Below are 21,696 nucleotides of genomic sequence, written 5' to 3' on the forward strand. Positions count from 1 at the left end.
TGATCCTCCTTAGAATTGCTCGATGAAACGTAAGTCGTTTGTATAGAAGTGACGAATATCATCGACACCGTGTTTGAGCATCGCCATCCGTTCGACACCGATCCCGAAAGCAAAGCCAGACATTTTCGTCGCGTCATAGCCTGCCATCTCGAGGACGCGCGGATGGACCATCCCGCCTCCAAGAATTTCAATCCACCCTGTCCCTTTACAGACGTTACAGCCTTTGCCGCCACACTTGAAGCATGAGATATCGACTTCAACGGACGGCTCTGTGAATGGGAAGAAGCTTGGACGAAGCCGGATTTCTCGTGTCTCGCCGAACAGTTGCTTGACGAACACTTCAAGCGTGCCTTTCAAGTCGGCCATCGAGATATGCTCATCGACGACGAGTCCCTCGATTTGCATGAACTGGTGTGAATGGGTCGCATCATCTTCGTCACGACGGTACACTTTGCCCGGACAAATGATGCGAATCGGTTTCCCGTCCGCTTCGAGCATCGTCCGTGCTTGCACCGGCGACGTATGCGTCCGCAGCAGCGTCTCGTCCGTGATGTAGAACGAGTCCTGCATGTCACGTGCCGGATGATCTTTCGGCAAGTTCAACATTTCAAAGTTGTACAGATCGGTTTCGACTTCTGGGCCTTCGGCAATCGTATACCCGAGACCGACGAACAAGTCTTCCATCTCGTCGACGATTTGTTGCAGCAAGTGGCTATGTCCCGGAAGTGCCGTTCGACCAGGGAGCGTGACATCGATTGTCTCGGCAGCGAGTTTCGCTTCGAGCTCGACCGCCTTCACGTCCTCGATCCGTGCCTCTAACACCTCTTGAATCGTCGTTCGCACCGTGTTGGCGAGTTCACCGACGACCGGGCGCTCTTCGGCGGACAACTTGCCCATCCCGCGCAATACTTCGGTCATCGGGCCTTTTTTACCTAAATACTTAATCCGGACGTCGTTCAACGTTTTTTGTGATGACGCCGTTTCAATTTCTTGAAGGGCCTCACGTTGTAATTGTTCTAACTGTTCTTTCATCAATGTTTCCTCCTCTACAAAAAAAGTCCCTTCAGTCGATGACTGAAGGGACGAATAAACGCGGTACCACCCTACTTGGCCGATCAGGCCCACTTGAGAGCATCGGTATCGGGATGCCAGTTCGGTGTTGTCTCCAACACGACTCCAGAGTGAATTCAGCGCCGACCTCGGCATCGGCTCTCAATCTAGGCCGATGCTCCCTGTGCTCGTTCGGGGGTTCGCGTACTATGCTCTTTCAACGTCTTACCTATATTGTTCGATGTTTCTAAACTATCACGATTCTCAAGCGGTGACAAGATTATTGTAGCGCGATGCGATACATGAGAATGCCGGCGGCGACTGCCGCGTTCAATGATTCGGCTTCTCCGATTACAGGAATGTGGACACGTGTGTCACAAAGGGCGAGCACGTCGTCATGGACGCCTTGCGCTTCATTCCCGATGACAAGCGCGACTTGATCGTTGAACGCGACTTGGTCGTATGACTTCGCTTTCGAAAGTGCCGTCCCATAGACGTGAAACCCTAAACTTTTCAGTTCCGGCAACGTGTCGAGCAAGTCGACCGATTGAATGTTCACATGGAACAACGATCCTTGCGTCGCCCGTACGACTTTGGCGTTAAACGGGTCGACCGTACCTTTACCGAGAAACACGGTATCAAAGCCGGCCGCGTCTGCTGTCCGAATCATTGTCCCGAGGTTACCCGGATCTTGAATGCGGTCAAGGACGAGCACATGCTTCATCTTGCGTTCGACTGGCGTCATCTTGACGACAGCGAACACCCCTTGCGTCTTCTCTGTTTCTGATAACAGATCGGCGACATGGTCGGACAGTTCGAGCACCGGCATCTCGTCTAGACGCCATGAACTTTTCGGACGATAAGATTCGCCCATAATCAATTGGACGAGTCGTCCGGCCCGGATCGCTTCGTCGACCAAGTGTTCACCTTCAACTAAAAATTGCCCAGACTCTTGTCTGCCTTTTTTCGTCATCAAGCGCTTCAAACGCTTAATCGTCTCGCTTTTCGTAGACGTGATTTTCGTCATATTATCCCTCTTTCAACCATTGAACCGTTTCGTTATCTAACCGTTTTGTGAGCGCCACGACCAGATCGATGGCCGCTTCATAATCGGCTTTATGAATGATTGACACGTTCGTATGCAAATAACGGACTGGAACCGTGAGCGCGACAGCCGGCATCCCGACTCCTGATAAATGGAACCGTCCGGCGTCGGTGCCGCCGCCTGGTGTCAAATCTAACTGATACTTAATGTCTTCTGCTTTCGCGACTTCGACGATCAAGTCGATGAGGCGTGGGTTCGTGACAGTCGTCGCATCAAAGAAGATGACTTGAACGCCTTCACCAAGTTTTGACAAGCCTTCTGCCGGTGTCATACCTGGCGTATCACCTGGGATACCCGTATCCACGGCAATCGCGACGTCCGGTTTAATCAAGTTTGCCGCTGTGACGGCTCCACGCAATCCGACTTCCTCTTGAACCGTGGCCCCCGAGAAGACGGTTCCTGGCGCATCATTTTTCAGACGTTTAGCCGCTTCAATCGCGATCGCACATCCGATTCGGTTATCCCATGCCTTCGCCATCAAGAAGTCTTCATTTTTCATGACCGTGAACTCGCAATGCGGCACGACCGTGTCACCTGGACGGATTCCCCACTCGGCGACTTGTTCTTTTGACGTCGCTCCGATATCTAAGAACATGTCTTTGATCTCGACCGGTTTTTTACGAGCTTCGACTGGAAGGACATGCGGTGGCTTCGCACCGATCACGCCTGGGATTTTCTCTCCAGAGCGTGTGACGACGTCCATGCGTTGAGCGAGCAATACTTGGTTCCACCAGCCACCGAGTGCTTGGAAGCGCAGGAAACCACTATCTTCGATGCGTGTGACCATAAAGCCGACTTCGTCCATATGACCGGCAATCATGACACGCGGTCCTTCACCGTTCCCCGTCACACGGCCGAACAGACTACCAAGACCATCCTGTTCGAACGATTCGACGTGGGGCTCGAGATACTCGCGCATGAGTGAACGGACTTCCCCTTCGTTTCCCGGGACGCCAGTCGCATCCGTCAGTCGTTTTAGCATATGTAAAGTTTCATTCATCTCGTATCGCTCCCTTTCGACTCCATTAGTAGCCTTGATTTTGTCGCTCATGGTTGACTTCATTCTTCGATAGATACGCCATCAGAATCAATTCTTCATTGAAACCTAGCGTATAGCCTAGTTCGAGATATGCCGCCATCAGCGTCTCGTACATCGCTTCTGTCTTCGACAAACCAAAATTCGTCACTTTTCGAAAGATATCTAAAAAAGCATCAGTCGCGTCAAGATACGAGCTGCCTGCCGGGAACGTCTCCCGTTCGTATCCGAGGGCGAGTCCGAGCGACAGTAAGAAATGGATACCGTCAACGTACTCTTCTAAGATCACGTCTTGAGGCGACGGGCCTTTCGTTGACCAAAATTTAAAACTTCGGGTCTCATTGGCGAGTTCACCGAGTTCGACGAGTAAAGCGAGTAACCGTTCATCGAATTGGTTGCCGGATAGTTGATGTTCTTGTTTGATCCGCTCATCTAATTCACGTTGCCGATCAAATAATGTTGTCCAGTTCACCGGTTGCTCCTCCTATTCTCCACTTAAAGCAGTACTAAAATCATTAAAGACCAGCCCACTGCTAAAATCAATACTTGTATTTGCATGCTTTTTGGGGCATGAACCGTTTTTTGGCGTGTCAAATGAAGTCCAAACAACGCTCCAATGGCTCCTCCGGCATAGGCGTACAACACGTTGAACTTCCCTTCGCCGTGCGTATACTGCTTCGCCTGGAAATACGTATAGACGTTTAAAGCGATGAGCGCCAACGCGACGATGGCCAAGATAGATTGATCCATAGCGTGTCCTCCTTATCTTCATCTTAAGAAATTTCCGAGAAAAAAGAAAGCGCCGAGATAGAGTCTCGGCGCTTTCGATTGAACGATTACGCGTTCAATTTTGATTTAGCTGTGTTAGCGAGTGAAGCGAACGCTTGTGCATCCGATACTGCAAGCTCAGCAAGCATCTTACGGTTGATATCGATCCCTGCAAGCTTGAGTCCGTGCATCATACGGCTGTATGAAAGACCGTTGATACGTGCTGCCGCGTTGATACGTGTGATCCAAATACGACGGAAATCACGTTTCTTTTGACGACGGTCACGGTATGCGTACATGAGTGACTTCATGACCTGTTGTTTTGCTACTTTAAATAGAATATGTTTCGAGCCATAATAACCTTTGGCAAGTTTGATTTGCTTTTTACGACGTTGACGAGTCGTATAACCGCCTTTTACGCGTGGCATATAGTTTCCCTCCTAAATTCCTTCTGTATTACTTCGCAATCATGTTGCGAATACGTTTGTAGTCTCCAGCTGATACGATAGCACCTTTACGGAGCTTACGTTTAGCTTTCGTCGATTTGTTACCGAACAAGTGACTTGTGAAAGCGTGTGAACGTTTGAGTTTACCTGATCCTGTACGTTTAAAACGTTTAGAAGCACCGCGGTGCGATTTCATTTTCGGCATGAGTATTTCCTCCCCACTATGACTCGATGATTAATCTTCTTTCTTCGGAGCCAGCACTAAGAACATGCTGCGTCCTTCCATCTTCGGCTTTTGTTCAACTGTTGCCAAATCGGCACATTCCGCCGCCAATTTTTCCATAACACGTCTACCGATTTCCGAGTGTGTGATGGCACGTCCGCGGAAACGGATCGACGCCTTCACTTTGTTTCCACTTTCAAGAAACTTGCGAGCGTTACGCAATTTCGTTTGGAAATCGTTGTCCTCGATTGTAGGACTGAGACGTACTTCTTTCAATTGGATGACTTTTTGGTTTTTACGCGCTTCTTTCTCCTTTTTCTGGAGTTCGAAACGGTATTTACCGTAGTCCATAATTTTAGCGACCGGTGGGTTTGCTTTGTCAGCGACCAAGACGAGGTCAAGGTCAGCTTCTTCCGCTAAGCGTAATGCTTCACTACGCGATTGTACACCGAGTTGTGCACCGTCCGCTCCAATAAGACGAAGTTCACGGGCACGAATGTTTTCGTTGATAAATAGCTCTTTGCTAATGGTTAGCACCTCCATCGTGCGATTGCACGAGTTTTAGATTTTAAAATAAGACAACATAGTAATAGTAACAAAAAAAGCGTCGGCAGTTTCCCGCCCACACATCATTGCGTACTCAGAACGGCAAGACACCGAAACTGAATTACGTACATGATGGACCTGACCGAACCGATTCGGACGAGGTGAGAAGCGGGCGCTTCTGCTTTGTTGTATTTACTCACTAAGTCATCTTAACACTAGCAGAAAAAGATGTCAAGAATTCGCGCATGAATAATTGATAGCTCGCACTTTTATGATAATAACAGTCATTCCATCGTTTCGCAATACCTTTTCAAAGGGAATAAAATAAAAAAGGAGGCGGCGAGGATGAACTGGAGAAAAGACGTGAAACAAGATCACGATTATCATGATCAAATCAAACATATCGTTCAAGAAACGATGCGTCACCATGAAATGAACGACGCTAAACTTGAAGCTGTATTGACCGATCTGCTTGAAGAGATGAACCGCATCACGTTGAAGATCGTCGATGATCATGAATCCGCTCGGGACTATATCCATAAACGTTGGTATTAAAAAGCAGAGCCTTCTCTCTCAGCTTGTTGACTAACCTGATTGATATCGCTCGTCCTTCCGGCGCCCACGCTTTCCGCAGGCAATCCCGGAGCCGCATCGCGACTCGCGTCGCTGCTGGGTCTCCGTCGGATTGCTTTCCTGCGGGAGTCGGGGCGTCGTCGGACGAGCAACGCAAACGGTCGCCATCTGGCGGCCGTTTACATAGCATTTCTTAAATTATATGTCGGTCAGAGCGCCTCGAGGTCTTCGAACATAAAAAAAAGACGAACCAGATTGCTTTTAGCGACCTGGTTCGTCAACAGCCTGAGAGCCTTCGCTCTGCTTTTTCGTTTAGTTCGTCAACGACTTGAAGAAATTACTGAGCGACTCAAACAGCCGCGCAAAGAAACCTTGTACTTCTTTCGTCTCTAGAAACGCCTGCACGTCTTGGCCCGCTCCTTTTAATCCATCACTGATCGCTGTCCAATCCAAGTTGGCTTGCTGCATGTTCTCGAACAACGTCGTCAGCTGGTTCAATTGCGTATCGGACAATTGAACGTTGTTTTGATTCAATACTTGAATGACGATATCACGAATTTCAATATTCGTCTCGGGCATTTGATTCGCGATTTCCGCTTTGATCTCATTCATCAGCCCGGCCACATCTTCTTGACCGACCGTCTTCCCGATCTCTGACGTGACCGCAAGTTCTTCTTGCGCGAGATTTTTTCGTTCCTCGGTCAGTTGGATCCCGGTCTCGTCAGCCGTCTGGTCGTACGCCTTCATAATACCTGTCAACGCAGACGTCCCGGTCACACGGATCGGAGACGTGATGTAAATATCGGCGTCAGTGACCCCGGCCGTGACGAGCGCGTTCGCATACATATCTTCCGTCACCCACGTGACGTTCTCGGTTTGAATATCAAGACCCGTCCCGTCAGTCAGCTTGATGCGGGCCGATGAGTACATGCCGCCGCCACGTTGTGCCTGGGGTACGGCGTCACCTAAATACTTCTCTTCGTCAGCTGCAGTCGTGATAATCGGTTCGATTCCTGCCGGCGCTTCAACACGCTCGAGCACCCAGTCTCGCTGCTCTGCTGATAATGTCTCCCCGAGGGTGACGATTGTATCGTCGACGATCGCTTCGGCGTTTACTTTAGGAATCATGCTAGTCGAGACAATCGTCCCGATCGTCAGCGCGATAATTGGTTTCATATAATTCAAACTGAATCACTCCTTTCTTCTACCATACGTGTTCTTTCATAGGTTGCGCATCCGTCTCTGGACCGAAAAGAAGACCACCCTTCCGTTGAAGGATGGCCTACCTTTACCGTGAACGATTCGCGATTTCTTCAGTGAGGGACGTCAAGAACTCATCAAGCGTTGCCGATACTTGTTCTTGTTGACCGTAGCGACGGATGTTGACCGAACGCTCATCACGTTCTTTATCACCGAGTACGAGCGTCATCGGGATCTTCTTCATCTGTGCTTCACGGATCTTATAGCCTAACTTCTCATCCCGAAGGTCTGTCTCGACACGGACACCACGTGATAACAGTTCTGCTTTCACTTCGGCCACATAAGCATCATGGACGTGAGACACCGGGATCAATTTGACTTGGACCGGCGCGAGCCATGTCGGGAAGGCACCTTTGTACTCTTCGATCAAGTAGGCGACGAACCGTTCCATCGTCGACACGACACCGCGGTGGAGGACGATTGGACGATGATCTTTGCCGTCAGGACCTGTATACGTCAAATCGAAACGTTCTGGAAGCAAGAAGTCGAGTTGGACTGTCGACAACGTCTCTTCTTTCCCGAGCGCTGTCCGGACTTGGACATCGAGTTTCGGTCCGTAAAACGCCGCTTCGCCATCCGCTTCGAAGTACGGCAGGCCGAGTTCATCCATCGTTTCTTTCAATTGACGCTGTGCCGATTCCCAGATCGCATCGTTGTCGAAGTATTTCTCTTTATCGGCCGGGTCGCGATAAGACAGGCGGAACCGGTAATCTTTAATCCCGAAGTCGGCATACACTTCTTGGATCAAGTGAACGATATCTTTAAACTCTTGCTTCATCTGCTCTGGTGTCACGAACGTGTGTCCATCGTTCAATACCATGTAACGGACACGTTGAAGACCTGTCAAAGCACCTGACATCTCATAGCGGTGCATGCCGCCAAGTTCGGCGATACGGAGCGGCAACTCACGGTATGAGCGTGGCTCATGCTTATAGATCGTCATATGGTGCGGACAGTTCATCGGGCGCAAGACGAGCTCTTCGTTGTCCATCTCCATTTTCGGGAACATGTCGTCTTGATAGTGATCCCAGTGACCTGACGTCTTATACAAGTCAACCGAACCGAGCACCGGTGTATAGACGTGCTGATAACCGAGTTCGAGCTCTTTGTCGACGATATAACGCTCGACCGTACGACGAATCGAGGCACCTTTCGGGAGCCACATCGGCAATCCTTGGCCGACTTCTTGCGAGACGAAGAACAAATCAAGTTCTTTCCCGAGTTTACGGTGGTCGCGTTCTTTTGCTTCTTCAAGTAGACGCAAATGCTCGGCGAGCTGTTCTTTCGTCGCCCACGCCGTACCGTAAATCCGTTGCAACATCTTGTTGTCAGAATCTCCGCGCCAGTAAGCACCGGCGACGCTCATCAATTTAAAGACTTTCAATTTCGACGTCGACGGGACGTGCGGTCCACGGCAAAGGTCAAAAAAGTCACCTTGATGGTAAATTGTAAGTGTCTCACTTGCCGGGATATCTTCGATCAACTCGACTTTGAGCGGGTCGCCGAGCTGTTTGTAACGCTCGAGCGCTTCGTCACGCGTGACGACTTCACGTGTGATGTCGAGGTTTTCATCGACGATCCGTTTCATCATCTTCTCGATTTCCGGCAAATCCTCTTCATTGATGCGGCGGTCCATCTCGATATCGTAATAGAACCCGTTCTCAATCGTCGGTCCGATACCGAAATGAATCGTCCCTTCTTCGCCGTACAACCGTTTGATCGCTTGAGCCATCAAGTGAGCGGATGAATGGCGCATCAAGTCGAGGCCTGCCTCCGAGTCCGGCATGACGAGCTCGATTTTACCGTCGCGCTCGATCGGACGACGATAATCGATCAGTTCACCATCAATTTTTGCGGCGATGGCTTTCTTACGAAGTCCCGGGCTAATCGAACCGGCTACTTCTTCTGCTGTGATACCAGCTTCAAACGCTTTGACTGCCCCATCTGGAAATGTCAATTGAATCATGTGTCAACTTCCCCTCTCTATTTGAAAAAAAATAAAAAAAGCCCATCCCTATGAAAGGGACGAGCTTTGATTCTCGTGGTACCACCCTCGTTCCCAAGCTGTAAGCTTGGCTCGAACACACGATAACGAGTGTGAATCGCCGCACGATTGACCCGTGCGGTGCTCCGAGGGAGTAAGTCGATCGGCGTGTTTAGGAAGCTCTCACCATTCTTCCTTCGCTTTGAAACCCGTGACGATGTCTCGTATCCTCTTCTATGCATCAGTTATATGGTTATTAGTATAGTCAACTCGTTCGAGAAATACAATCCTTTACCGACGACGATTTTCGCCTTTCAGCTCGATCTGTGTCGTCGTCGTCGAGATCCGTTGCATGAGCCGCTGTGCTTTCATCTTGTTTTGCGGCGAGCCGTCAATCGAGAAGTGCGTCTCGAGCTCTTCGCTGCTGAAGTTTGAGCTGTAGAGCGTCGGCAGACGATGCATCATGCGGTACTGTAAAATAATCCCGAACAGTTCGTCTCGTACCCACGGGCTGATCGCCTCGGCGCCGATATCATCAATCAACAAAATCGGCACGTGCTGGAACGAGGTCAAAAATGAATCGAACGAATCGGTACGAATTTTACGTTTCGCTTCCGAGACGAATCCCGGGGCGTGAACTAAAATCGTCTCGATATCGGCGACTTTGAGTTCATTGGCGATCGCGGCGAGCAAGTACGTCTTCCCGACCCCGAAACTGCCGTACAAGTAAAGGCCGTTCACTTTTTGACGCGTCTTCATCCCCGAGACGAATCGCATCGCCTCACGGAGCGCGATCTTTCGGGCATCGTCCGAATAATCAAACGATTGAAAGCTCGCTTCCCGCACTTCTTCCGGTAAAAATAAGCTCTTGAACTTTCGATCCATCTCTTTTTGACGTCTCGCTTGGCGGTGAGCGACCGTCTCTTCATAGCGGATTGCAATTTGACCGAGATCGACATAAAGGACCGGCTGATGCCCGGGGATAACGGCTTGTTCATCGACAAGCTTCTTCCCGTCCATCTGCTCGGCATATTCGCTCAATTTCGTAAATCCGACTTCGATCGCCGTCTCGTCGAGTTCTGGATGCGCCTTTAAAAATGTAATGACACCAGGGTGCTCGAGAGTTCGTCTGCGAATCGACTCGTACGCTTCCCGCACTTCTTTACGGTTCATCATCTGGGCGAGCGTCTGATTGATCCGTTCCATGTCGCTCATCCTTTCTCTTTCAGTTCATTCAACAATTTGACGAGTTCCGCGTCATCTGGCACCGATGATTCGAGCGCCTCTTTGCGCTTCTGATCGTAAGACCGTTGCTCTTTCGCATCGTCTTCGAGCCATTTCGGCAACTCGGTCTTGTCTTTCCGACGCGAGCCGACCGTCGTACGCTGGACGTTCTCACGTTTTTGTTGCTTCTTCTCGATCAACGCGTCTTGCGTCGCTTCACGCTCTAATGCGTCACCTGCGTGCAAATAGCCCGCCGTCTTCCAACTCGTGGCGATGCGCATCACGTAATTCTCGCTGAGCCGCGTCTGTTTCTTCACTTCGATACAATAATAGAACAGCGCGTTGATCACACCTGGTGCGAGACCGAGTGTATCGACCATCTCGATGATGAGCTGTTCGTCACTTTTTGAAAGTTGTGGCGTCTTCCGAAGCGTCGATACGTACTGATGCGGGTGTGCTTCCTCCATGACCGTTGTGTCATGCAAATCGCCGACCTCCGCCTGCTCCGTCTCGTCTGACTTCACTTTTCGATGTCTCGTCTGTTTTTTCTTCAATTGTAATACCATCTGCCGGCAACCATCACGCTTCTCTTGTTCGCTGAGCGGTAAGTACGCTTCGTGAACGAAATACTCTTTTAGCATCTCGGCCATCGTCTCTTCATCGATTTGCGACACGTACGCGAGTTTTGTGATCGTCTCGTCTAACTTCTTCGTGAAGAAGCCGATTGGGAAGTTTGTCAGTTTTTTGACGATATCCATATCGAACGTATAGTTGATCTCGATCTTGGCGCGGTCCGGCTTCTCATAATTTTTTTGAGTGAACGCCATCTGGTTGACCCCTTTGACGTCGAACACTTCATTGAAGTCTTTCGTCACTTCGACGATGCCTGCCGGTAGCGGGTCGATGGTGAACCGTCCTTGCAACTGCTTGAATCGGACCTCCCCTACTTTATAGAAGAGAAAACTCGATAACAGCCCATCGTTTAGGAACGTGTGGGGCGCGAGCGGAACTCTCAGTTGATAGACGTATTGCGTCAACCGTGCGTCTTTCGTCTTGTACGTCCGGACGAGGCCGATCGCTTCGAGCCGGAATAGACTGTCCGCCAGTTCGTTAATCGAATAATCAAGCATTTCACACAAGGCGCTATGTGATATATAGTTCGACTTCATTTTCCCCGGCTTCAATTCACTCCAAAGCGTTTGATACAACGCGAGCGCCTTCACGCCGATGACGGGTTGATATAAATGATAAAGTGACTGATAAGACTCGCGATCAATGAGCCCAGTGCTCATGATCAATAGCTCATCAGTCCCGTAAAGAATCCGTTCTTTTTCCATAACGTTTCTCCCCTGAAAAAAGACGACCAGAAGGCCGCCCCTTTAGTTGGTCGATTTTTCTTGCTTCATTAAATCCTCTAACTCTTTAAAGAACACAGAGATGTCCTTAAACTGTCGATAGACCGATGCGAAGCGGACGTACGCCACTTCATCGACGCGGGCGAGTTCGTTCATGACGAGTTCGCCGACTTGTTCACTCGGGATCTCGGACTGGCCGAGCGCCCGTAACTGTTGTTCGACTTTCGTGACCACACCCTCGAGTTGCTCGAGTGTGACCGGTCGTTTCTCACAGGCGCGAATGATCCCGCGCAGAACTTTCTCTCGACTGAACTCTTCGCGGTTCCCGTCCTTTTTGACGATGATGAGCGGCGTCTGTTCAACCGTTTCAAACGTCGTGAAGCGATAGCCGCACTTTTCACATTCGCGACGGCGTCGAATCGAATAATAATCTTGGACTGGTCGGGAGTCGAGCACCCTCGTTCCGTTATGATCACATTTAGGACAACGCATGCTCAGCCCTCCTTATCGTTCGACAGATTGATTCCCGATGGCACGGAGTGGGAACTTATTTTGTAAAGCATCATAATACGCAGCGACAACTTGTTTCAGGTCAGGACCGAGCATTTGTTCACGATTCATCGTGAAATCGACGGCGGTCCGCCCTCCGTCCACTTGAACGACTGTGGCCAATGCGTCCCAACCGTCACCGTAAAAGGCGAGCTCGCCTCGCTCGGCGTCGATTCGGCGCACCGTCTGCCCCTCCGTTTTAATTCGTTCATCTAACCATGTCAGGACTGCGTTCGGCGACGTCGCGAAATAACGCGTGCGCAACGCCTCATTTTTATGCGTATCATCCGTTTGGATATGTGTTTGAAACTTGTCTAGTAATCCCATTGTCCACCTCGGCACCTAATTTATATACGTTAAGCATATCAAAATTAACGACTTAACAAAACAATTAAAAGGGCTGACCGAAAATCGGCCAGCCTCAAAAGGTCAATCGGATTATTTGCTGATCGCCACTTGTGCTTCTGGAACACGAATCGGTCCCATACCGCGATCAAGTTTGACGTCTTCGCGAACTTTCGCTTCTAAGCCTTCAGCAATGTATTGTGAAGCTGTCGCTGGATCGATCCGGTCCCCACATGTGAACACATCGACTGATGCGTAACCATGCTCCGGGAAACTGTGAATCGTTAAATGTGATTCTGAAATGATAACGACACCACTCACACCGTGCGGCGCGAATTTGTGGAAAGCGACTTCGCGGACTTCAGCGCCCGAGCGAAGTGCTGCATCGACGAACAAGCGCTCGATGTAGTCGATATCGTTCAATTTGTCGGGATTGCACTCCCAAAGTTCTGTAATAATGTGACGTCCCATAGTATCCATATAAGTGGATCCCCCTTTACATCAATGGTCTCAAAGTAGTTGATGATCACTCACTTTGTGCCTGAATCGCCCACAACCACGGGGGCAAGTTAGTCCTAAGAGGTCCTAACCCTTTAAGTTGCGTTTGTCAGACCAATTGAAGTTCACGAGATTGAGTGTATCTCGTTTAGGACGTCGATACAAGCTATTTGTTTGAATTCGTTAAAATATTTTTGACGAAATATATTTTCTCAAGCGTGCGTTTCTTGTTGGCCGATTTGCAGGTAGCTCGCCACCATATCCAAAAGATCGACGACGCGGCACGAATAGCCCCATTCGTTGTCATACCAAGCGAGCACTTTGACGTGGTTGCCGCCGAGCACCATCGTCGAATCCGCATCGATAATCGAGGAGCGCTCGTCTCCATTAAAGTCGATTGAGACGAGCGGTTCGTTCGAGACACCGAGAATCCCGGTCATTTCTCCGTAAGCGGCCCGTTCGAACGCATCGTTCACTTCGGCGGCCGTGACATCACGACGCAGCTCGACGACGAGATCGACGAGCGAGACGTTCGGCGTCGGGACACGGAGCGCCATCCCGTTCAACTTGCCTTGCAGCTCGGGAAGCACAAGACCGATCGCCTTGGCTGCCCCGGTCGAAGTCGGTATAATGGAGCTACCACAAGCCCGGGCCCGGCGCAAATCTTTATGCGGATTGTCGATATTGTTCTGGTCGTTCGTGTAGGCGTGTACCGTCGTGACGAGTCCTGTCTCGATGCCGAACGTCGAATCGAGCACTTTGACGACAGGTGCGAGGCAGTTCGTCGTACAAGAGGCGTTTGAGATGATATGGTCTTGCTCCGGCATATACTCGCGATCATTGACCCCCATCACGATCGTCCGTAAGTCGCCTTTTCCCGGCGCCGTCAAAATGACTTTCTGCGCCCCGGCCATCAAATGCTTGCGCGCCCCGACGTCCGAATTGAATTTCCCCGTCGCCTCGACGACGATCTCGACATCAAGTTCTTTCCATGGTAATCGTTCCGGGTCACGCTCTGCGATTAACCGAATCTGTTTCCCGTCGACAACGAGCGTATCCCCATGCGCTCGAACAGTGAGCTCAAACGGCCCATGGACCGTATCGTGCTTGATCAAGTGAGCAAGCGTCTCCGCCGGATAACTCGCATTGATTGCCACGACGTCGTGACGCCCTTCAAGCATCAATTTACGAAACACCATTCTCCCGATTCGTCCAAACCCGTTGATTGCAACTTTCGTCCCCATTCCAGTTCCCCCTTTTTTCTGCGTTACGACACCATTATAACGGAAAAATGGAAGCGTTTTCACTATGTATCGTCACATTTTTATCACTTTTTTACAGTTTCGTTTTTGAAAAAGAGGGAAATTTGGTGTAGAGCTTGGAAAGGAGCTACGTTATATGTTTGATTGGACAGACTTAGACAAATTTGTCATCTCGTTTTTTGTCATCTTGCCGATTGTGACAATTATCCATCAATTCGGGCATTTCTTTTTCGCGAAATTATTCGGGGGATCACTCGATATGGAGATTGGGACCGGGAAGAAGCTATTCAAGGTCGGGCGCATGCAGTTTAACCGCGTCTACTTCTATGACGCCTGGTGCCAATTCTCGGACTTGAAATACAGTAATCGCTTGACGAGGAGTATCGTCTACGCGGGCGGGTCGATCTTCAATCTATCGAGTATCTTAATCGTGAACTGGTTTATCCTGACACGGGAGATTGAACCGACACTCTACACGTATCAGTTCGCCTATTTCTCGTTTTATTATGTGTTCTTCTCGCTCTATCCGATCTATTACTCGAACGGACATCCAAGTGACGGGCGCGCTATTTTCGACACATGGAAAAAAGGGCAACCGGACGCAGATCCGCTCAACTGAACAAAAAAAGAAGGCGTCAGTCGCCTTCTTTTTTCATGTCTTGAAATTGTTCGACGAGACGCGTCACTTGAGGCAACAAGTCTCCGAGTGCCCCGTTGTTGTTGATTAAAAAGTCAGCGTGATGCTTCTTTTCTTCGATCGGCATTTGCGAGTGGATCCTTGCGAGCGCTTCTTCTTTCGTCAAGCCGTTACGCTCCATGAGACGCATCAACTGCATCTCTTCCCGGCAATAGACGACGACCGTATAATCGACGAGGTCACGCATCGTCCCTTCGAACAAGAGCGGGATGTCAAAGATGACGACAGATTCCCCTGCTGCCGCAAAGGAATGCATCTGCTCCTGCATTTCTTCCCGGATCGCCGGATGCATGAGCTGATTCAACAATTTCCTTTTTGCTTCGTCATGGAAGATCTCTCGCCCGAGCGCCGGCCGGTTCAACTGCTCACCTTCAAAACAGCGCGGAAACGCTTCTCGGACAGCAGAGTAAGCTTTACCTTCAGGGTCGACGACGGTACGGGCAATCTTGTCGGCATCGATAATCGGAATCCCTTGTTGTCGGAATAGGCGGGACACCGTCGACTTCCCTGTCGCGATGCCGCCTGTCAAACCAATTTTCAACATTGTGTCCACCTCTTACTGTTGGCAGTGCGGACAGTAATGCGTCCCCCGTCCGCCTAGTTTCATCTTTTCAATCGGCCGACCGCAATTGTGACACGGTTCACCGGTCTGCCCGTAGACGTAAAGCGTCTCTTGAAACGTTCCAGCCGCCCCGTCCGGATTCGTATAGCTGCGGATCGTACTTCCACCCCGCTCGATCGCTTCTAATAACACAGCGACCGCTTCTTGACGGACGGTCTCAACTTCAGTGAGTGAAAGCGAGGCTGCTGGCCGGGTCGGATGAATCCGTGCCCGGAACAACGTCTCGTCGACATAAATATTGCCGAGACCGACAAAAATCGATTGATCGAGTAACGCCGTCTTGATCGCTCTCACGTTCATGCGCTTCAGACGGGCGTGCAACGTTTCGGCCGTCACTTCAGGGTCGAACGGCTCGAGCGCGAGCAGCGACAGCGGTGGCGTCACGAACAACTCGTCGTTCGTCCGAAGTTCCATCGTGCCGAACTTCCTGACGTCGTTATAGTGCAGGCTCGTACCGTCGGTGAACGTGAAGACGACGTGCGTATGCTTGACCGGATCGACGGCTTCGCTGTGCGGAAAGAATTTCCCTTCCATCCGTAAATGAGAGACGAGGTAGCCGTTCGTCAATTTAAATAAAATGAACTTGCCGCGCCGCTCGACGTCGACCATCGTCTCGCCGATCAGCTGTTGTACCCACACGTCGGCCTCATGTCCGCGAATGATTTTCGCGTCGCGTACATTGACGTCTTGAATCGTTTTTCCGGAGACGAACGGTCGCAGTCGGCGACAGACCGTCTCTACTTCTGGTAATTCTGGCATATCGATTTCCTTCCTTTACTTTATTTCGTGTCGAACCACGTCTCACCGAACGAGCCGTCCGCCCGAAGCGGGACATCGAGTGTGATCGTATGTTCCATCGCTTGTTTCACAAGTTTTTCAAGCGCGGACGTCTCAGCAAGCGGTCCTTCAAAGATGAGTTCATCGTGGACTTGAAGCAATAGTTTCGATTGCAGACCCGATGCTTGAAGCGCCGTATCGACGTCAATCATCGCTTTTTTAATGATGTCCGCCGCTGTTCCTTGAATCGGCGTGTTGATAGCCGTCCGTTCGGCAAAGCCCCGCAAGTTGAAGTTACGTGAATGGATGTCCGGGATGTTACGGCGACGTTTGAGCATCGTCTCGACATACCCATGTTCCCGCGCCCGCTCGATAGCGGCATCCATGAAGCGTTTCACACCGGGGAACTGCTCGAAGTACGTGTCGATGAACGTCTGCGCTTCTTTACGGCTGATGCCGAGGTTTTGCGACAACCCATAATCACTGATGCCATAAATGATCCCGAAGTTGACCGCCTTCGCTTGACGCCGCATGAGCGACGTCACTTCTTCTTTGGCGACACGGAACACGTTAGCCGCCGTCGACGTATGAATATCTTCGTCATTTAAAAACGCCTCGAGCATCTTCGCGTCTTGCGACATATGCGCCATGATCCGCAGCTCGATCTGCGAGTAGTCGACCGCATACAGCACCCAGCCCGGCTCACTTGCCGTAAACGCCTTACGGATTCGGCGTCCTTCCTCGAGCCGAATCGGGATGTTTTGCAAGTTCGGATTGACCGATGACAGTCGCCCTGTCTGTGTGAGCGTCTGCGTGTAGCGTGTATGAATCTTCCCGTCCGCTTTGATGACTTTTTGTAAGCCCTCGACGTACGTCGACTGCAGTTTTCCGAGCTCACGGTAATGCATGATATGTTCGACGATCGGATGGAGCGGCGCCAGCTTCTCTAACACGTCGGCCGCCGTTGAGTATCCGGTTTTCGTCTTCTTCACGGGTGGGAGTGCCAACTTCTCAAACAAGATGACGCCAAGCTGTTTCGGCGAATTGATATTGAACGACTCGCCGGCCAATCCGTGAATTTCTGTCTCGAGCTGATCAAGGCGGTCCCTGAGATCGGTTTCCATCGCTTGAAGCGTCGCCACGTCGACGTGAATTCCGGCCCATTCCATTTCCGCGAGCACCGAGGCGAGCGGACGTTCTAAATCTTGATAAAGTGACGTCTGCTCGTTTTCATCGATTTCCGGAATGACTTTCGCGAACAACGTGAAGATAGCCATCGCCTTCTCGCCAAGATGTTGGTCGAGCACCGCTTGTTCCGGCACGTGCAGTTTCGCCCCTTTCCCGTAGACGGCCTCGTCTTCAGGCAACGCGTAATCGAAGTGCGCGGCGATCGAATCGAGCGTCGTTCCGCCCGACAAGTTGAGCAAATAGCCGGCGACGAGCAAGTCTTCGTAGCCGCGAAGTGTCAATTCGTTCCGTTTCAATTGAACGATCGTCTGTTTGGCATCCAAACAGATCGTTTTCCGGGTCTCGTCCGTTAGCCAAGCCTTCACGTCCGGTACGTCTAACAACGACATATCACCGACGGTCACACCGACTTTCGATGCGATCGCCACACCGATGATGTCGTCTTCGAAATAGTCGTCCCGCAGCTGTTCGATAAACAGGACGGCTTCCGACAAATCTTGCTGTTCGATGCCGACGTGCGTCACGTCTCGCGCTTCTGCCGCCTCTTCCGTCGTCGCATCGGTGTTCAGCTTACTGACCAGTGATTTGAACTGAAGGCTCATGAACAACGGTTTGACTTTTGCCGCGTCATACGGATGGAACTGTAAGTCATCCACACTGACGTCGATCGGGACGTCCGTATGGATCGTCGCGAGTTGTTTTGACATTCGAGCTTCCTGCTCGTTCGCCTCGACTTTTTCTTTTTGCTTCCCTTTTAACTCATGTGTATGTTCATACAGCCCTTCGACCGAGCCGTAATTTGACAGCAACTTGAGCGCCGTCTTCTCGCCGACACCCGGAATTCCCGGTATGTTATCGGATTTATCGCCCATCAGCCCTTTGAGATCGATCATTTGGCGAGGTGCCAAGCCCTCGTAACGTTCGTGGAACGCCGCCTCGTCCATCGTCTCGACGTCAGTGATGCCACGTTTCGTTAAGTAGACGGTGACTCGCTGATCGATCAGTTGAAGTAAATCTTTATCACCCGTGACGACCGTGACTTGTTCGAACGCCTCGTTTTTCGAAAGTGTCCCGATTATGTCATCAGCCTCATATTGATCGAGTTCGAGCACTTTGATCCCGAACGCCTCACACAGTTCACGAACGATCGGGAACTGTTCGCGGAGCTCACCTGGTGTTTTCTGCCGCCCACCTTTATAGTCCGCATATGTATCGTGGCGGAACGTCTTCTTCGACGCATCGAACGCGACCGCGAAATGCGTCGGTTGCTCGTCTTCCATCAATTTTAAAAGCATCATCGTGAACCCATATACCGCGTTCGTGTTTCGTCCCGATGCATCCGTCATCGGAGGCAACGCGAAAAACGCACGATACGTCAGTGAGTTTCCATCGAGGAGCAGTAATTTATTCATCGTCCAACCTCCATTCTCTTCTGTATCCATCATATCATACGGGCACATGCGCTCGAAAAAAAAGACCCTTTTCTAAGTACTAGAAAAGGGTCAATCTTCTCGACCGAGTGGAGATGAGCACCGGCCGGGATACGAGATGATGAAGAGGTCTCATCAATAGAGTAGCATCTGTTTGTAAAGGTCGTGTGAACGCGATATAAATTCCTTGTTAAGCGAGCGGGAATTCGATTGTGAACGTCGTCCCAACGCCTTCGTCGCTGTCAACATGGATCGTCGCATGATGAAGATCGACGATGTGCTTGACGATGGCGAGGCCAAGGCCGGTCCCTCCAGAATTTCGACTCCGGGCCTTGTCGACCCGGTAAAACCGTTCGAATATACGGCTCACTTCTTTTGGAGCGATGCCGATCCCGTCGTCTTTGACGATCAAGCGCGCCGTCGTCTCCCGCTTCTCGACCGTAATCTCGATCTGGCTGCCTTCTGGCGAATAGTTGATCGCGTTCGCGACAAGGTTCAAGATGACTTGCTTGATCCGATTCAAGTCCGCTTGCAAGACGACGTCGCCTTCGTGATGCGCTTCAAGATGGATTGATTTTTGCTCCGCCTTCTGGCTTAAGACGAGACACACCTCTTCGACGAGCTGATTGAGTTGGACAGGCGTGAACTCCAAATGGAAATTTTCCTGCTCGAGCCGTGACAGTTCGAGCAAGTCCTCGACGAGCATTTGCATGCGAGTCGCTTCTTTTTGGATGATATCCAAAAATTGATCGCGCAACTCGGGCACTTCTTTCGCCCCGTCGAGTAACGTCTCACTGAAGCCTCTGATCGAAGTGAGCGGCGTCTTCAATTCATGGCTCACGTTCGCAACGAAATCTTTCCGCATTTTCTCAAGCCGTTTCAGTTCGGAGATGTCGTTAAACAATAGAGTCGTCCCGCGCAGCATGCCGGTATCGCTAAAGATCGGGGCAGCTGACACCATATACGTCTTTTGGTTGAACCCGATTCGAATTGATAGCTGGCGACGGTGCGGCTCTTCTGTCAAATAGACGTCCTCGATCAACGTCTCGACGTCCGGACTCGGTAAAATGCCATGGTAAAACTGGCCGATCATCAAATCGTCGTATTGGAACATATCCCGGTACGATCGGTTGACGAGCGTGACGATACCGCGTTCATCGACGAGCAACAGACCGGCTCCCATATACTCGATCAGTGACTCGAGCCTTGCCCGCTGCACCGACTCCCCGAGCGAGATCGTCTCTAAGTTACGGGCGAGGACGTTAATCGACCCGGCCAGACTTCCCGTCTCTTCATCGTTGCGTAGTTCATACACACGGGCCCGGTAATTCCCGTCGGCGAGTTCGCGTAACACGATCGTCGCCTCATCGATCGGCCGGATGAACTGGTTCGTCAGATTGTGGAGGACGAATAAAATGAGGAAGAATGAGAAGAACAATGCGAGCGCGACCGTCAGCCAAATCCGATTGTAGACACCTTCTAAGTCAGAAATATAGCGGATGAAGCTAAGGTAGACCGTTTCACCGGTCGACAGTTCAATCGGTTTCGTGAACTGGATCAAATCGTCGCGTGTCGCGTTGCCGAACGCACCGTTAACCGGAATCGTGTCGGCGTCAATCCGGTATTCGAACGCTCCGACGCGGAACGGCGTGCCGGCAATCACTTCCATCCTTCGGTTCAACAGCAAGATGTCGAAACTGCTCTCATCATCGATTTGTCGAACGTAGTCACGAATCTCCTCAAGCTCACCCCCGTCCAAATACAAGGCGGCGAGTTGGGCGTCTTCTTTCAACCGGTCGCGCTCCGAGTCCAAATAGAAATCTTTGAACAGTTGACCGAGCACGATCCCGAGTGTCAGCAACACGCCCGTCACGAGCAGGATGAGTGTCGTCAAAAAACGCGAGCGATACGTCTTCATTCGGGCATCGGTTCTTCCATCTTATAACCGAGACCTCGGATCGTCTTGATGTACGTCGGTTTCTTCGTCACCGGCTCAATTTTTTCACGCAAATGACTAATATGAACGTCGACGATACGCGTATCACCGACAAAATCATAGTTCCAAATGGCTGACAGCAATTGATCACGCGTCAACACACGGCCTTTGTTTTTGGCGAGATAAGCCAGCAGTTCAAACTCTTTCGGCGTCAATTCGAGACGTTCGCCTTTTTTGAAAACCTCATAGTTCGAAGCGATGATTTTGACGTCTCCGATCTCGATGACGTCGGCGTCGACCGTCGGCGTTTCCTGTGGACCTGACCGGCGCAAAATCGCTTTGACCCGGGCCACGACTTCGCGCGGGCTGAACGGTTTCGTCAAATAGTCGTCAGCGCCAAGTTCGAGACCGAGCACTTTATCGAACTCGTCGTCTTTCGCCGTCAACATTAAGATCGGCGTGTTCACTTTTTGTTGGCGCAGCCGTTTACATACTTCAAGCCCGTCCATTTCCGGCAACATCAAGTCGAGGATAATCAACACCGCGTCTTGTTTCTCGGCTAATTCAAGCCCCGCTTTTCCATCATGGGCCGTCTCGACCTCAAATCCGGCTTGTTCTAAATTAAATTTTAATAACGTCGCAATCGATACTTCGTCATCAACAACAATTACTTTATCGGCCACACTAGTTCCTCCTCGAATCTATCTGTTCAGTCGTTTACACTACCTATTTTACAAATCAATCCCACTCGCGACCAACTTCAAAGCAATTCTTTACAAAAACAAAACAAATCCACTGTCTATCTCCATTTTAGCACGCTTG

Annotated in this window: 23 protein-coding genes; 2 read left to right on the forward strand and 21 right to left on the reverse strand. The window is 50.7% G+C overall.

All coding sequences use genetic code 11. The annotated features are described in order from the left end of the window. Positions 1–9: 9 nt before the first annotated feature. The 8 genes from pheS to infC all read right to left on the reverse strand — a co-directional run bounded on the left by pheS (position 10) and on the right by infC (position 5,171). Complete coding sequence (gene pheS, locus EVJ23_RS01720; protein ID WP_070326957.1) at positions 10–1,032, reverse strand: phenylalanine--tRNA ligase subunit alpha; 1,023 nt, start codon at positions 1,030–1,032, stop codon at positions 10–12. 298 nt (positions 1,033–1,330) lie between these two features. Next, positions 1,331–2,077 (reverse strand): TrmH family RNA methyltransferase, encoded by a 747-nt coding sequence (locus EVJ23_RS01725; RefSeq protein ID WP_070326956.1) that lies wholly within the window; start codon positions 2,075–2,077, stop codon positions 1,331–1,333. 1 nt (position 2,078) lies between these two features. Continuing rightward, a complete protein-coding gene (locus EVJ23_RS01730) occupies positions 2,079–3,155 on the reverse strand; it encodes a M42 family metallopeptidase (RefSeq protein WP_131463831.1) in 1,077 nt (358 codons plus the stop codon). A 25-nt stretch (positions 3,156–3,180) separates the two neighbouring features. After that, positions 3,181–3,663: a dUTP diphosphatase gene (locus EVJ23_RS01735; protein WP_070326954.1), complete on the reverse strand. Its 483-nt coding sequence runs from the start codon at positions 3,661–3,663 to the stop codon at positions 3,181–3,183. A gap of 23 nt (positions 3,664–3,686) precedes the next feature. After that, a complete protein-coding gene (locus EVJ23_RS01740; RefSeq protein ID WP_070326953.1) occupies positions 3,687–3,941 on the reverse strand; it encodes a hypothetical protein in 255 nt (84 codons plus the stop codon). Between the two features lie 86 nt (positions 3,942–4,027). Next, positions 4,028–4,387, reverse strand: a complete 360-nt coding sequence (gene rplT / locus EVJ23_RS01745) for a 50S ribosomal protein L20 (protein ID WP_016508086.1) — start codon at positions 4,385–4,387, stop codon at positions 4,028–4,030. A 28-nt stretch (positions 4,388–4,415) separates the two neighbouring features. Further along, complete coding sequence (gene rpmI, locus EVJ23_RS01750; protein WP_016508031.1) at positions 4,416–4,610, reverse strand: 50S ribosomal protein L35; 195 nt, start codon at positions 4,608–4,610, stop codon at positions 4,416–4,418. 30 nt (positions 4,611–4,640) lie between these two features. Continuing rightward, positions 4,641–5,171: a translation initiation factor IF-3 gene (gene infC, locus EVJ23_RS01755; RefSeq protein WP_070326952.1), complete on the reverse strand. Its 531-nt coding sequence runs from the start codon at positions 5,169–5,171 to the stop codon at positions 4,641–4,643. Between the two features lie 348 nt (positions 5,172–5,519). Here infC and EVJ23_RS01760 point away from each other — a divergent pair, with 348 nt between their 5' ends. After that, the gene (locus EVJ23_RS01760) at positions 5,520–5,729 is read left to right on the forward strand and encodes a hypothetical protein (RefSeq protein ID WP_070326951.1); all 210 of its coding nucleotides are present in this window, start codon (positions 5,520–5,522) and stop codon (positions 5,727–5,729) included. A gap of 330 nt (positions 5,730–6,059) precedes the next feature. Here the strand turns inward: EVJ23_RS01760 and EVJ23_RS01770 are convergent, their stop codons facing one another. From EVJ23_RS01770 to EVJ23_RS01805, 8 genes are all read right to left on the reverse strand, one after another. Beyond that, a complete protein-coding gene (locus EVJ23_RS01770; RefSeq protein WP_070327894.1) occupies positions 6,060–6,923 on the reverse strand; it encodes a DUF1002 domain-containing protein in 864 nt (287 codons plus the stop codon). A 112-nt stretch (positions 6,924–7,035) separates the two neighbouring features. Further along, positions 7,036–8,973, reverse strand: a complete 1,938-nt coding sequence (gene thrS / locus EVJ23_RS01775; protein WP_070326950.1) for a threonine--tRNA ligase — start codon at positions 8,971–8,973, stop codon at positions 7,036–7,038. Between the two features lie 309 nt (positions 8,974–9,282). Next, positions 9,283–10,197, reverse strand: coding sequence for a primosomal protein DnaI (gene dnaI / locus EVJ23_RS01780; RefSeq protein WP_070326949.1), 915 nt, complete (start codon positions 10,195–10,197; stop codon positions 9,283–9,285). A 5-nt stretch (positions 10,198–10,202) separates the two neighbouring features. Further along, positions 10,203–11,552, reverse strand: coding sequence for a DnaD domain protein (locus tag EVJ23_RS01785; RefSeq protein WP_131463833.1), 1,350 nt, complete (start codon positions 11,550–11,552; stop codon positions 10,203–10,205). 42 nt (positions 11,553–11,594) lie between these two features. Continuing rightward, complete coding sequence (nrdR, locus tag EVJ23_RS01790) at positions 11,595–12,062, reverse strand: transcriptional regulator NrdR (RefSeq protein ID WP_035385865.1); 468 nt, start codon at positions 12,060–12,062, stop codon at positions 11,595–11,597. A 12-nt stretch (positions 12,063–12,074) separates the two neighbouring features. After that, on the reverse strand, positions 12,075–12,446 hold the full coding sequence (locus tag EVJ23_RS01795) for a hypothetical protein (protein ID WP_070326947.1): 372 nt from the start codon (positions 12,444–12,446) through the stop codon (positions 12,075–12,077). 111 nt (positions 12,447–12,557) lie between these two features. Further along, the gene (gene speD / locus EVJ23_RS01800) at positions 12,558–12,944 is read right to left on the reverse strand and encodes an adenosylmethionine decarboxylase (RefSeq protein WP_029595188.1); all 387 of its coding nucleotides are present in this window, start codon (positions 12,942–12,944) and stop codon (positions 12,558–12,560) included. A gap of 230 nt (positions 12,945–13,174) precedes the next feature. After that, positions 13,175–14,206, reverse strand: coding sequence for a glyceraldehyde-3-phosphate dehydrogenase (locus tag EVJ23_RS01805; protein ID WP_131463835.1), 1,032 nt, complete (start codon positions 14,204–14,206; stop codon positions 13,175–13,177). 154 nt (positions 14,207–14,360) lie between these two features. On the opposite strand from EVJ23_RS01805, the gene EVJ23_RS01810 reads away from it, so the two are divergent. Continuing rightward, positions 14,361–14,843, forward strand: a complete 483-nt coding sequence (locus EVJ23_RS01810) for a site-2 protease family protein (protein WP_131463836.1) — start codon at positions 14,361–14,363, stop codon at positions 14,841–14,843. Between the two features lie 16 nt (positions 14,844–14,859). Here the strand turns inward: EVJ23_RS01810 and coaE are convergent, their stop codons facing one another. The 5 genes from coaE to EVJ23_RS01835 all read right to left on the reverse strand — a co-directional run bounded on the left by coaE (position 14,860) and on the right by EVJ23_RS01835 (position 21,557). Then, entirely contained in the window at positions 14,860–15,465 is a 606-nt protein-coding gene (gene coaE / locus EVJ23_RS01815; protein ID WP_070326944.1) for a dephospho-CoA kinase, read from the reverse strand. 12 nt (positions 15,466–15,477) lie between these two features. Continuing rightward, entirely contained in the window at positions 15,478–16,302 is an 825-nt protein-coding gene (mutM, locus tag EVJ23_RS01820) for a DNA-formamidopyrimidine glycosylase (protein WP_070326943.1), read from the reverse strand. Between the two features lie 20 nt (positions 16,303–16,322). Continuing rightward, complete coding sequence (gene polA, locus EVJ23_RS01825; RefSeq protein ID WP_131463838.1) at positions 16,323–18,920, reverse strand: DNA polymerase I; 2,598 nt, start codon at positions 18,918–18,920, stop codon at positions 16,323–16,325. Between the two features lie 208 nt (positions 18,921–19,128). Continuing rightward, a complete protein-coding gene (pnpS, locus tag EVJ23_RS01830; RefSeq protein WP_131463840.1) occupies positions 19,129–20,856 on the reverse strand; it encodes a two-component system histidine kinase PnpS in 1,728 nt (575 codons plus the stop codon). Further along, on the reverse strand, positions 20,853–21,557 hold the full coding sequence (locus EVJ23_RS01835) for a response regulator transcription factor (RefSeq protein WP_071397818.1): 705 nt from the start codon (positions 21,555–21,557) through the stop codon (positions 20,853–20,855). The genes pnpS and EVJ23_RS01835 overlap by 4 nt, the downstream gene beginning before the upstream one ends. Between the last annotated feature and the right edge of the window lie 139 nt (positions 21,558–21,696).

Origin of the sequence: Exiguobacterium sp. SH1S1 (genome assembly GCF_004337245.1) — a bacterium.
Classification (GTDB): Bacteria; Bacillota; Bacilli; order Exiguobacteriales; family Exiguobacteriaceae; genus Exiguobacterium; species Exiguobacterium aurantiacum_A.

Coding starts and splice junctions, on each gene's coding strand:
- pheS (WP_070326957.1), bottom strand. CDS start 1,032: ATGAAAGAACAGTTAGAACAATTACAACGTGAGGCCCTTCAAGAAATT.
- EVJ23_RS01725 (WP_070326956.1), bottom strand. CDS start 2,077: ATGACGAAAATCACGTCTACGAAAAGCGAGACGATTAAGCGTTTGAAG.
- EVJ23_RS01730 (WP_131463831.1), bottom strand. CDS start 3,155: ATGAATGAAACTTTACATATGCTAAAACGACTGACGGATGCGACTGGC.
- EVJ23_RS01740 (WP_070326953.1), bottom strand. CDS start 3,941: ATGGATCAATCTATCTTGGCCATCGTCGCGTTGGCGCTCATCGCTTTA.
- rplT (WP_016508086.1), bottom strand. CDS start 4,387: ATGCCACGCGTAAAAGGCGGTTATACGACTCGTCAACGTCGTAAAAAG.
- rpmI (WP_016508031.1), bottom strand. CDS start 4,610: ATGCCGAAAATGAAATCGCACCGCGGTGCTTCTAAACGTTTTAAACGT.
- infC (WP_070326952.1), bottom strand. CDS start 5,171: ATGGAGGTGCTAACCATTAGCAAAGAGCTATTTATCAACGAAAACATT.
- EVJ23_RS01760 (WP_070326951.1), top strand. CDS start 5,520: ATGAACTGGAGAAAAGACGTGAAACAAGATCACGATTATCATGATCAA.
- EVJ23_RS01770 (WP_070327894.1), bottom strand. CDS start 6,923: ATGAAACCAATTATCGCGCTGACGATCGGGACGATTGTCTCGACTAGC.
- thrS (WP_070326950.1), bottom strand. CDS start 8,973: ATGATTCAATTGACATTTCCAGATGGGGCAGTCAAAGCGTTTGAAGCT.
- dnaI (WP_070326949.1), bottom strand. CDS start 10,197: ATGGAACGGATCAATCAGACGCTCGCCCAGATGATGAACCGTAAAGAA.
- EVJ23_RS01785 (WP_131463833.1), bottom strand. CDS start 11,552: ATGGAAAAAGAACGGATTCTTTACGGGACTGATGAGCTATTGATCATG.
- nrdR (WP_035385865.1), bottom strand. CDS start 12,062: ATGCGTTGTCCTAAATGTGATCATAACGGAACGAGGGTGCTCGACTCC.
- EVJ23_RS01795 (WP_070326947.1), bottom strand. CDS start 12,446: ATGGGATTACTAGACAAGTTTCAAACACATATCCAAACGGATGATACG.
- speD (WP_029595188.1), bottom strand. CDS start 12,944: ATGGATACTATGGGACGTCACATTATTACAGAACTTTGGGAGTGCAAT.
- EVJ23_RS01805 (WP_131463835.1), bottom strand. CDS start 14,206: ATGGGGACGAAAGTTGCAATCAACGGGTTTGGACGAATCGGGAGAATG.
- EVJ23_RS01810 (WP_131463836.1), top strand. CDS start 14,361: ATGTTTGATTGGACAGACTTAGACAAATTTGTCATCTCGTTTTTTGTC.
- coaE (WP_070326944.1), bottom strand. CDS start 15,465: ATGTTGAAAATTGGTTTGACAGGCGGCATCGCGACAGGGAAGTCGACG.
- mutM (WP_070326943.1), bottom strand. CDS start 16,302: ATGCCAGAATTACCAGAAGTAGAGACGGTCTGTCGCCGACTGCGACCG.
- polA (WP_131463838.1), bottom strand. CDS start 18,920: ATGAATAAATTACTGCTCCTCGATGGAAACTCACTGACGTATCGTGCG.
- pnpS (WP_131463840.1), bottom strand. CDS start 20,856: ATGAAGACGTATCGCTCGCGTTTTTTGACGACACTCATCCTGCTCGTG.